We start from the raw sequence: 11,492 nt of genomic DNA, 5'->3' as shown, positions 1-11,492 counted from the left end.
CGCTCGCGCGGGGTGCGGGCTGCGTCGCCCTGGGTCCCGTTTGGTCCGCCCCCGGGACGGGTGGCGCCGCCGCATCAAGACCGAGCCGTCGCGCCGCGGCGCCCGCCCCTGCGGCGCCGCTTGCGCCGTGGCCCGGCCCCGCCCGCGGGTGCGACCAAATGGTCGGACACCACGCGGCCGTCCCGGTCGGCAGCGGCCGGCGCAGGCCCGCCGCCGGCTGAGGGGGTCACACGGGCGCCGGGCGGCTGGTCGAGGGCGGCGCGGATGCGGGCCAGCAGCACGTCCAGGGCGACGCGGTTGAAGCCGCCCTCGGGGATGATCAGGTCGGCGTACCGCTTGCTGGGTTCGACGAACTGCTCGTGCATGGGCTTGACGGTCTCGAGGTACTGTCGGATCACCGAGTCCAGGGTGCGGCCGCGCCGTTCGATGTCCCGCACCAGCCGGCGCAGGATGCGCACGTCCGCGTCGGTGTCCACGAAGATCTTGATGTCCAGCAACCGGCGCAACGCCTCCTCCGCCAGCACCAGGATGCCCTCGACGACGATGACGTCGCGCGGTTCGACCCGCACGGTGTGCCGGGCGCGGAGGTGCTGGGTGAAGTCGTACACCGGGCGGTGGACCGCCTTGCCCTGTTTCAGGCTCCGCAGATGACGGACCAGCAAGGGGGTGTCGAAGGCCATGGGATGGTCGTAGTTGAGGCGCGCGCGCTCTTCGAAGGGCAGATCGCGGCGGTCCAGGTAGTAGGCGTCCTGCGGGAGGACGGCGACCCGCCCGGGGAGGTGCTGTACGATCTGTCGGACCAGCGTGCTCTTTCCCGACCCGGTCCCCCCGGCGATGCCGATGACCACGGGCGGCATGCCTCGGTCCCTCCGATCCCCTCGATGATAAAACAAAAAGCGGCCCCGCGCGCTCCGGCGCGGGGCCAAAAAGGCGTTCCGGCGGCGACCTACTCTCCCGGGCGGTGGCCCGCCCAGTACCATCGGCGCTGGAGGGCTTAACGGCCGTGTTCGGGATGGGAACGGGTGGGTCCCCTCCGCCATGGCCACCGGAACGGGGTGGGGGTTTTGCCCCTTGAGAACGGCACAGGGATGGGGGTGGGGGATGGGGGGTGCGGGGCTGCGCTTGGCGATGGGCGGGGGGTGGGTTGGCGGGTGAAGGCCTCGACCGATTAGGACCGGGTCGCTGAAGACCTTGCGGTCCTTACACGCCCGGCCTATCGACCTGGTGGTCTACCAGGGGTCTTACTCCCTTGGCGGGATGGGAGACCTCATCTTGGGGTCGGCTTCGCGCTTAGATGCTTTCAGCGCTTATCCGGTCCCGACATGGCGTTCCAGCCGTGCCCCGGGCGGGACAACTGGGATACCAGCGGTCGGTCCTTCCCGGTCCTCTCGTACTAGGGAAGGCTCCCCTCAAGTCTCCTGCGCCCGCAGTGGATAGGGACCGAACTGTCTCACGACGTTCTGAACCCAGCTCACGTACCGCTTTAATGGGCGAACAGCCCAACCCTTGGGACCGGCTGCGGCCCCAGGATGCGATGAGCCGACATCGAGGTGCCAAACCTCCCCGTCGATGTGGACTCTTGGGGGAGATCAGCCTGTTATCCCCGGGGTAGCTTTTATCCGTTGAGTCACGGCCCTTCCACCCAGGACCGTAAGATCACTAAGCCCGGCTTTCGCCCCTGCTCGACCCGTCGGTCTCGCAGTCAAGCACCCTTGTGCCTTTGCACTCCGCGCACGATTTCCAACCGTGCTGAGGGTACCTTTGGGCGCCTCCGTTACCTTTTAGGAGGCGACCGCCCCAGTCAAACTGCCCACCTGCCACGGTCCCGGACCCGGCTGACGGGCCGCGGTTAGAACGCCCGCCGTCCAAGGGTGGTATTCCACCGTCGGCTCCCCCGAACCTGGCGGCCCGGGTTCGCAGCCTCCCACCTATCCTATACATGGCCGGCCGACGTTCAATGACAGGTTGCAGTCAAGCTCCACGGGGTCTTTCCGTCCAGCTGCGGGTCGCCCGCGTCTTCACGGGCCGCTCAATTTCACCGGGCCCCTCGCCGAGACAGTGCCCAGGTCGTTACGCCTTTCGTGCGGGTCGGAACTTACCCGACAAGGAATTTCGCTACCTTAGGACCGTTATAGTTACGGCCGCCGTTTACTGGGGCTTCGGTTCGGAGCTCGGGCTTGCGCCCTCACCCCTCCCCTTAACCTTCCAGCACCGGGCAGGCGTCAGCCCCTATACTGCGCCTTTCGGCTTCGCAGGGACCTGTGTTTTTGATAAACAGTCGCCTGGGCCTGCTCTCTGCGACCCCCCAAGGCTCCGGCCGCGCGGGCCTTCACCTCAGGGGGCACCCCTTCTCCCGAAGTTACGGGGTCAATTTGCCGAGTTCCTTAGCGAGGGTTTTCCCGCGCGCCTGAGGCTTCTCGCCTCGCCCACCTGTGTCGGTTTCGGGTACGGGCACCGGAAGCCTGGCTAGAGGCTTTTCTCGGCAGTGGGGGATCGGCCCCTTCGCCCCCGAGGGGGCTCGGCATCGCGTCTCGGGACTCCCCGGGGGATTTGCCTCCCGGGGCTCCCTACCCGCTTGCACCGGCCCTCTCCAGCGGCCGGCGGTACCTACCCTCCTGCGTCCCCCCATCGCTCGTAACGGCTTCGCGGTGGTACCGGAATATGAACCGGTTGCCCATCGCCTACGCCTTGCGGCCTCGGCTTAGGTCCCGACTAACCCTGAGCGGACGAGCCTTGCTCAGGAACCCTTGGGCTTTCGGCGGGCCGGATTCTCACCGGCCTTTTCGCTACTCATGCCGGCATTCTCACTTGCCTGCGCTCCAGCCGACCTCACGGCCGACCTTCGCCGCCCAGGCAACGCTCCCCTACCACGGGCCTGCGCCCGTCCACAGCTTCGGCGCCGTGCTTCAGCCCCGGGTCATTTTCGGCGCAGGGTCGCTCGACCAGTGAGCTATTACGCACTCTTTCAATGATGGCTGCTTCTAAGCCAACATCCTGGTTGTCTTCGCGACCCCACATCCTTTCCCACTGAGCACGGACTTGGGGGCCTTAGCTGGTGGTCTGGGCTGTTCCCCTCTCGAGCACGAAGCTTATCCCTCGTGCTCTAACTCCCCCGGTGCACCGCGCGGTATTCGGAGTTTGCCTGAGTTCGGTAACCCGGGAAGGCCCCTAGCCCAAGCAGTGCTCTACCCCCGCGCGTCAGCCCGGAAGGCCCACCCTCAAGTGGTTTCGGGGAGAACCAGCTATCTCCGGGTTCGCTTGGCATTTCACCCCTACCCACAGCTCATCCGATGGTTTTTCAACACCAACCTGGTTCGGGCCTCCACGCGGTCTTACCCGCGCTTCACCCTGGCCATGGGTAGATCACCCGGTTTCGGGTCGACCGCCTGCAACTCGCGCCCTCTTCGGACTCGGTTTCCCTCCGGCTCCGGACCTGCGGCCCTTAACCTCGCTGCAGACGGTCACTCGCCGGCTCATTCTTCAATAGGCACGCCGTCAGGGCCTCCGCCCCTCCGACTGCCTGTAGGCACACGGTTTCAGGTTCTCTTTCACTCCCCTCCCGGGGTGCTTTTCACCTTTCCCTCACGGTACTCGTGCGCTATCGGTCGCTCGGGTATTTAGCCTTGGAGGGTGGTCCCCCCAGCTTCCCACGGGGTTCCACGTGCCCCGTGGTACTCGGGCACGCACCAACGGAGACCGCGAACTTTCGCCTACGGGGCTCTTACCCTCTCCGGCCGGCCCTTCCAGGCCCGTTCGGCTAGCCCGCGGTTTGCTCACTCCGCCGGGGCCCTGCCAAGCCCCGCTCGTGCGCCCCACAACCCCCGGACGGCAACGGTGGCAGCCTTTCCCACCGCCCGGGTTTGGGCTCCTCCCCTTTCGCTCGCCGCTACTCGGGGAATCTCGGTTGATTTCTTTTCCTCGCGGTACTAAGATGTTTCAGTTCCCGCGGTTCCCCTCCCGGACCTATGGATTCAGGCCGGGATGACGGGGCATTCCCCCCGCCGGGTTCCCCCATTCGGGCATCCCCGGATCGACGCCTGCTTGCGGCTCCCCGAGGCTTTTCGCAGCTTACCACGCCCTTCATCGGCCCTTCGCGCCGAGGCATCCACCGTGTGCCCTTCCTACCTTCATCCCGCGCGCCACCCGCCCGCCGCAGCGCCAACCGCCGCCCCGCGAGCAGGCACGCCTCCCCATCCACACGCCCCTTCCCTATGCCGTTGTCAAGGTGCAAAACCCCCTGGCCTTTGCCCAAAGAACCGCCCCACCATGGGGGCGGTCTTGGTCCCATGTGGAGACGAGCGGATTCGAACCGCCGACCTCCGGCTTGCAAAGCCGGCGCTCTCCCAACTAAGCTACGTCCCCACAGGAAGGCCGACGAAAAGGGACGGTGGGGATAGGTAGATTCGAACTACCGACCTCACCCTTATCAGGGGTGCGCTCTGACCAACTGAGCTATATCCCCACGCCCTTGACCGGGTTTCTATTATAGCACCGGTCGCCCCGCCGGCCAACCCGGCGCCGTGGGGCGCCCTGGTCCTTGAGAAGGGAGCGGCGCGTTTCCTCGAGGCAGGATCGACCTGGAGGGGACCGGGGCGGGCCCCGGTCCGGCACTCCTTAGAAAGGAGGTGATCCAGCCCCACGTTCCCGTAGGGCTACCTTGTTACGACTTCACCCCAGTCACCGGCCCCACCTTCGACGGCTCCCTCCCCACCGGAAGGGCTGGGACTTCGCGCTCCCGCCAAGCCCCACCCCTTCCGGCGGGGTTGGGCCACCGGCTTCGGGTGTTGCCGGCTCCCGTGGTGTGACGGGCGGTGTGTACAAGGCCCGGGAACGTATTCACCGCGGCATGCTGATCCGCGATTACTAGCGATTCCGGCTTCACGCAGGCGAGTTGCAGCCTGCGATCCGAACTGGGACCGGCTTTTAGGGATTGGCTCCCCCTCGCGGGTTCGCAACCCGTTGTACCGGCCATTGTAGCACGTGTGTAGCCCTGGGCATAAGGGCCATGATGATTTGACGTCATCCCCACCTTCCTCCGGTTTGTCACCGGCAGTCCCCTGTGAGTGCCCGGCCAAACCGCTGGCAACACAGGGCGGGGGTTGCGCTCGTTGCGGGACTTAACCCAACATCTCACGACACGAGCTGACGACAACCATGCAGCACCTGTCACCGCGCTCCCCAAAGGGGCACCCCAGCCTTTCGGCCAGGTTCGCGGTGATGTCAAGCCCAGGTAAGGTTCTTCGCGTAGCTTCGAATTAAACCACATGCTCCACCGCTTGTGCGGGCCCCCGTCAATTCCTTTGAGTTTCAGCCTTGCGGCCGTACTCCCCAGGCGGGGTGCTTAGTGCGTTAGCTCCGGCACGGAAGGGGTCGATACCTCCCACACCTAGCACCCATCGTTTACGGCGTGGACTACCGGGGTATCTAATCCCGTTCGCTCCCCACGCTGTCGCGCCTCAGCGTCAGGGCCAGGCCAGGCAGCCGCCTTCGCCACTGGTGTTCCTCCCGATCTCTACGCATTTCACCGCTCCACCGGGAATTCCGCTGCCCTCTCCTGCCCTCAAGCCCGGCAGTTTCGAATGCACCTCCCCGGTTGAGCCGGGGCCTTTCACATCCGACTTGCCAGGCCGCCTACGCGCCCTTTACGCCCAGTGATTCCGGACAACGCTCGCCCCCTACGTCTTACCGCGGCTGCTGGCACGTAGTTAGCCGGGGCTTCCTCTTCCGGTACCGTCAGCCGAGGGCTCCTCACCCCCGACCTTCGTCCCGGACGACAGGGGTTTACACCCCGAAGGGCTTCCTCCCCCACGCGGCGTCGCTGCGTCAGGCTTTCGCCCATTGCGCAAGATTCCCGACTGCTGCCTCCCGTAGGAGTCGGGGCCGTGTCTCAGTCCCCGTGTGGCCGACCACCCTCTCAGGCCGGCTACCCGTCGTCGCCTTGGTGGGCCGTTACCCCACCAACCAGCTGATGGGCCGCGGGCCCCTCCGGCAGCGACCGCCTCTCCAGCGGCCTTTCCTCCACACCCCATGCGGAGCGCGGACCGTATGCGGTATTAGCCCCAGTTTCCCAGGGTTATCCCCCACTGCCGGGCAGGTTACCCACGTGTTACTCACCCGTCCGCCGCTAGGAGACCGGAGAGCAAGCTCCCCAGCCTCCCCGCTCGACTTGCATGTCTTAGGCACGCCGCCAGCGTTCGTCCTGAGCCAGGATCAAACTCTCCTCCGGAATGCTCACCCATCCCGCAGAAGAGCCTCCGGCTCCCCGCGTCGTCCGCGCCTCACCCCACCAGGACCCAGGCGCTCCCCGCACCCAGGCCCCGCAGAGTGAGACCTCCGGCTCGCAAGGCCTGCCTCTCCACACGCCACTCCCTTTTCAAGGACCAGGTGCGCCCGCTTGGGCGTCGCCGGTGTCGTACCGGCAGGTTTGATATTTAGCAGCTCCTCCGGGCCTCGTCAAGGCCCCGCCGCCCGCTTGGGCGGCACCGGTTCGGCGGCGCCTCGCCACCGCCGCGCCCCGGCCGGCCCGAACCGGCGGGGTCGCGCGCCTCGGCCACGCCCTCGGCGCCCGCGATGGCGCTCCGCCGACCGGCATCGGTGAGTATAGCGCCCGCCCCGCGGAGCGTCAAGCGGACTGGGGCCGAGGCGGACACCCGACGTACCCTGCAGGCGCCGCGGGACGTCCCGGGGCCATCGCCGCGGCAGCAGCTGCCCGGCGAAGCCGAACGCCGCCGGCCGATTCGACCGCCTTCAGTCCCGGGGGCGCATCAATGGGAAGAGGATCACATCCCGGATGGACGGGCTGTCGGTCAGCAGCATCACCAGCCGATCGATCCCGATGCCCAGGCCGCCCGTGGCGGGAAGGCCGATCTCCAGCGCGTGGATGTAGTCCTCGTCCATCTGGTGGGCCTCGTCGTCGCCGCGGGCGCGCGCCGCCAGCTGCTCCTCGAAGCGCCGGCGCTGGTCGTCCGGGTCGTTGAGCTCGCTGAAGGCGTTGGCGATCTCCATCCCTGCCACCAGCGCCTCGAACCGGTAGGCCAGGTGGGGGCGGTCCGGGATCCGGCGAGCCAGGGGCGAGAGCACCACCGGGTAGTCGTAGAGGAAGGTGGGCTGGATCAACCGCGGCTGCACGTAGACGTCCACCAGCTCGTCCAGCACCGCCGCCGGCGTCGGCGCCTTGGTCAGCTCCAGGGCGCGCTCCCGCGCCACGCGCTGCGCGCCCTCGTCCGTCAGCACGTCGTCCAGGCGCACGCCGGCCATGGTCTCCAAGGCCTCGGCGAAAGACAGCCGCCGCCACGGCGGCGCGAAGTCGATCTCCTGTCCCTGGTAGCGGACCACCGTGGTGCCGTGGACGGCGCGCGCCACGTGGCTGACCAGCTGCTCGGTCAGCTCCATCATGCCCTCGTAGTCGCTGAAGGCCTGATAGAGCTCGAGCATGGTGAACTCCGGATTGTGCCGCGTGGAGATGCCCTCGTTCCGGAAGACCCGGCCGATCTCGTACACCCGCTCCATGCCGCCCACGATCAGACGCTTGAGGTGCAGCTCCAGCGCGATGCGCAGGTAGAGGTCCAGGTCCAGCGCGTTGTGGTGGGTGACGAACGGCCGGGCCGCCGCGCCGCCGTAGATCAGGTGCAGGACGGGCGTCTCCACCTCGTAGAACCCGCGCCGGTCCAGGAAGTTGCGGATCTCGCGGATCACCTGGGCGCGGATCTTGAAGGTCTCCAGCACCCGCGGGTTGACGATCAGGTCCACGTAGCGCTGGCGGTAGCGCAGGTCGACGTTCTGCAGGCCGTGCCACTTCTCCGGGAGCGGGTAGAGGGACTTGCCCAGCAGTACGAAGTCCGTCACCTCGACGCTGATCTCCCCGCGCCGGGTGCGGATCACCGTGCCCTCGGCGCCGACCCAGTCGCCCCGGTCCAGCTCGAGGAAGGCCCGGTAGTCCTCCTCCGGCAACGGGCCGACGCGCGCCAGCAGCTGGATGCGCCCGGTCACGTCCTGCAGGTCGGCGAAGGCCGCGCGCCCATGGCGCCGCAGCGCCATGAGCCGGCCGGCCACCCGGACCGCCTGCCCCTCCAGCTGCGGGAAGCCCTCCAGCACGTCGCGCGCATGGTGGGTGACGTCGTACCGCCGGCCGAAGGGATCGACCCCCCGCCGCCGCCAGAACTCCAGCTTGGCGCGGCGGGCCTTCAAGACCTCCTGGAGCCGGGCCCCCTCGGCCTCTGGAGCGACGGCCTCCCGGTCCGTCCCGGCCGCGTGCGCGTCGACGGACGCCGGCGCGACGGGCGCGCCGTCCCCCTCCGTGGCACGCTGCCCCGGATCGCGGCCCGGACGCGGGTGCGCCAGCTCCTCCATGCCACCCCGGCCCGTCCCGCCGTTCTCGCCCACGGGCACGTCCCTCCTGACGGCAAAGGAATGGCGCCGGCCCCTCCGGACCGGCGCGAGGCCAGCGGCGGGAAGCGCGTCGGGCGGGCTGCGTTCCTCCGGGACGAACCGGCGCCCCTCCTGACGAACCGGCCGCCGCGCCCCCCCGGGCGGCGCGCGGCGCACTCCAGTGGACCCCGCCCCCCGCCGCCAGACCCCCGCGACGGATCGCCGTGCGAGGGCCCGTCCGGACGGGCCGCCGGTCCCCTCAGGCCGGGGGGATCCGGGCCACCTGCGGCCGCAGGCAGGCGGCCCGCCTCCGACCGCAAGCGACCGTCCCGCCCGACCCGCAGAGCGTCCCACGGGGCCTCCCCCGCCCGGAGAACGCCACGGTCACGGCCCCCGGCCGCCCCGGCGACGGCTCGCGCCTCAGCCTCTCCGCCTCCGGGCCCTGGCCCGGGGACCAGGCGCGATCCCGCCCTCAGCCCGCCCGCTCGATGCGTACGATCTCGTAGCGCAGGGTTCCCGCCGGCACCTTGACCTCGACGACCTCGCCCACGGATCGGCCGAAGAGCGCCTTGCCCACCGGCGACTGGTAGGAGATGCGCAGGGCGGCGGGATCGGCCTCGTTGGACCCGACGATGGTGTACTGGACCTCCTCGCCGGTGTCCACGTCCTTGAGGTAGACCGTGGACCCGATGTTCACCTTGGTCGGGTCGATCTCGTCATCGTTGACGATGCGCGCGTTCCGCAGCATCTTCTCCAGCTCGATGATGCGTCCTTCCACGAAGGCCTGCTCGTTCTTGGCCTCCTCGTACTCCGAATTCTCGGAAATATCCCCGAACTCGCGGGCCTGCTTGATGCGCTGCGCCACCTCGCGGCGCTTGACCGACTTGAGGTACTGGAGCTCCTCCTCCAGCTTGCGCAGGCCTTCCGCCGAAAGCAGCAGCTCCTTGTCCGTCATCCCCATTCGCTCCTTCCAAGCCGGCCCTCGAAAGGCAATCGCCCCCCGGCGGGTGGGACCGCTGGGAAGCGGTCCCACCCGCCGGGCGAGCGGTGTTGTATTATATGAGGCCGCCTCGCCCCTGTCAAACCGTGCCTGCCGTCCCGGCGCCCCCAGGATGCCCCTCCGGCCGCCGAGGCCGTCGCCAGCCGCCGCGGCTGCGGGCTCGTGCTCCCTGGGGAGGAACCCCGCGCCCCTCCCCAGGGCCCGCCGCCAAGGGCCGGTCGCCAGACCCCACGGACGCCTGGTGGAGACCCGAGCGCTCGAGGCCCGGGCCCCGGGGGACGGCGGCGCCGCGCCCCGCGCGGTCGAAGTCCGCGCGCCGCCGGCCGGTGGGACACCCCCCGGGTCCGCCGGTTCGCCACCGCCGACGCGCGCCGGGCGGGGACCAGACCCGGGTCCCCGCCCGGCGCGCACACCGGGAACCAGGGTTCCCCGCGGCGCCATCCCCCTTGCACGGCCCCGGCTCGTGGCCCCCTCGTCTAGCGACCCGGGCTGGGTCCTGACGACCGCGCCGCGGCAGCGCCGGCCGCCGCGTCCAGCCGCTCGATGCGCGGGCGGAAGCCCACGGCATCGAGCAGGCGCTCGTAGTCCGCCGGGCCGAGTTCGTCCGGTCGGCGGCCCGACAGGGCCACCAGCACCGCCTCCATCACGTTGGTGGCGAAGGATCGCCCCCCCAGCTCGGGCGTGGTGGTGATGAGCATCCGCGCGCCGCGCCGGCGCAGCAGCTCGACGTCCTCGGCGGTGACCGTGTTGGTGAGGATGACCTTGCCCCCCAGGGAGGGGGGCATGTGCCGCCGGATGTAGTGCCAGTCCCCGGCGATGACGTCCGCCCAGGCGAAGAACCGGCCGTACTTCGGCACGATCTGCTCCTGTCGCTCCCCGGTGGGGTACAGCACGCTGAGGGGCAGGCGCACCGCGATGGGCGCGATGATCCGCGCCAGCCGCTCCAGGGTGGCCAGGCTGCGGAGCGGGATGGGGATGCCCAGGGCGAAGATCAGATCGCCCAGGATCAGCTCGCACCCCGTCTCCGCCAGGGCCTCGGCCATGCCGAACCGATCGACCGCCACGGTCACCAGCACCCGGCTGCGGGCGAAGTCCACGACCCCTTCCCGCGCCAGCTGGCGCACCACCCGCCGCTCCAGGGTGTTCTTCAGCCCGCTCCCATCGACGATGGGCGTCTTCCGCGCCGCCCGGGCCATGGGGAGGGCGGCCCGCAGGACGTAGCGGCGCCGGCCCGCCACCAGGTACAGGTCGGTCCCGCCCATCCCGAAGGCGTCCACCTGGCCGTCCAGCTCGCGGATCAGCTGGACCGCCCTGCGGACGTCGCCATCCGTGCCGATGCGCTGGATCTCCACCGTCTCGCCCAGGAGCTCCAGCCGCACCGTGTGATCGCGCCGGGACGAACCCAGGCTCACGCTGACGACGCGCTTCAACCTGCGTTGCCTCCCGTGCCCGGCCCCCGACCGGCGACGGCCGCCGGCACCCGGCCGCTCGGGGCGCGGCCGTCGCCGGGCCGCGCACCCCCGGCACCCCCGCTGCCCCGCCCGGGGCGCCGCCCCCGGATCCCGGCGGTGCGCACCGGGCCGGGACGGCTCCTCGTCACTCCTCGGAGGAGTCGCCGGAGAGGATGTCGCTGCGGACGGCCGCCATCTCCAGGACCGGTTCGGCGACGTAGATCGGCGCGTCGGCCCGCAGGGCGATGGCGATGGCGTCGCTGGGGCGGGCGTCGATCTCCATGATCCCGTGCTCCGTCTGGATGTCGATCTGCCCGATGAAGGTCTCGTCCCGCAGGTCGTGGACCACGACCCGGACGATCTCGCCCTGCATGCGCCGGACCAGATTGACCAGCAGATCGTGGGTCAGGGGCCGGGGGGGCTGCAGACCCTGCAGCTGCAACGCGATGGCGCTGGCCTCGGCCAGACCCACGGCGATCACCAGCAGGCGATCCCCATCGGCCTCCTTCAGCACCACCACGTTACCGTCGGAACCCTGGACCATCCCCACACTGAGGACCTTCATCTCGACCAAGGCCCGTTCCCCCTCTCGGCCGGCCAACGCGGCCGGCACCCGGTTGCGCGCCCTCGCGGCGCGAAACCGGACCGCGACGCCGCCTGGCGGCATCGCGCGC

The 11,492-nt window shown here is 69.6% G+C and carries 4 protein-coding genes, 2 tRNA genes, 3 rRNA genes and 1 pseudogene; all 10 read right to left on the bottom strand.

From position 1 onward, the window contains the following. Window positions 1–245: 245 nt before the first annotated feature. Window positions 246–857 (bottom strand): annotated as a pseudogene (gene udk, locus Q5761_RS00570) (uridine kinase); the annotation flags it as partial. 76 nt (window positions 858–933) lie between these two features. Beyond that, window positions 934–1,050, bottom strand: a 5S ribosomal RNA gene (rrf, locus tag Q5761_RS00565). 98 nt (window positions 1,051–1,148) lie between these two features. Next, window positions 1,149–4,132, bottom strand: a 23S ribosomal RNA gene (locus Q5761_RS00560). Between the two features lie 157 nt (window positions 4,133–4,289). Then, window positions 4,290–4,362 (bottom strand) — tRNA-Ala (locus Q5761_RS00555). 26 nt (window positions 4,363–4,388) lie between these two features. Beyond that, window positions 4,389–4,462, bottom strand: a tRNA-Ile gene (locus tag Q5761_RS00550). 156 nt (window positions 4,463–4,618) lie between these two features. After that, a 16S ribosomal RNA gene (locus Q5761_RS00545) occupies window positions 4,619–6,226 on the bottom strand. The 16S, 23S and 5S rRNA genes sit together here with 2 tRNA genes alongside, the layout of an rRNA operon. A 521-nt stretch (window positions 6,227–6,747) precedes the next feature. Beyond that, window positions 6,748–8,382 carry a lysine--tRNA ligase gene (gene lysS / locus Q5761_RS00540; RefSeq protein WP_318750789.1) on the bottom strand — a complete coding sequence of 545 codons (1,635 nt, stop codon included), beginning with the start codon at window positions 8,380–8,382 and terminating at the stop codon, window positions 6,748–6,750. Window positions 8,383–8,839: 457 nt separating this feature from the next. Next, window positions 8,840–9,322 (bottom strand): transcription elongation factor GreA, encoded by a 483-nt coding sequence (gene greA / locus Q5761_RS00535; protein ID WP_135224695.1) that lies wholly within the window; start codon window positions 9,320–9,322, stop codon window positions 8,840–8,842. Between the two features lie 521 nt (window positions 9,323–9,843). Next, window positions 9,844–10,797, bottom strand: a complete 954-nt coding sequence (locus Q5761_RS00530; protein ID WP_318750788.1) for a quinate 5-dehydrogenase — start codon at window positions 10,795–10,797, stop codon at window positions 9,844–9,846. A gap of 166 nt (window positions 10,798–10,963) precedes the next feature. Beyond that, window positions 10,964–11,383: a bifunctional nuclease family protein gene (locus Q5761_RS00525; RefSeq protein WP_242822472.1), complete on the bottom strand. Its 420-nt coding sequence runs from the start codon at window positions 11,381–11,383 to the stop codon at window positions 10,964–10,966. Window positions 11,384–11,492 lie beyond the last annotated feature (109 nt).

The organism is Thermaerobacter composti, from assembly GCF_033582035.1.
Taxonomy (GTDB): domain Bacteria; phylum Bacillota; class Sulfobacillia; order Thermaerobacterales; family Thermaerobacteraceae; genus Thermaerobacter; species Thermaerobacter composti.
The sequence above is the reverse complement of the archived record's forward strand: the minus strand, read 5'-3'. Positions and strand labels throughout refer to the sequence as shown.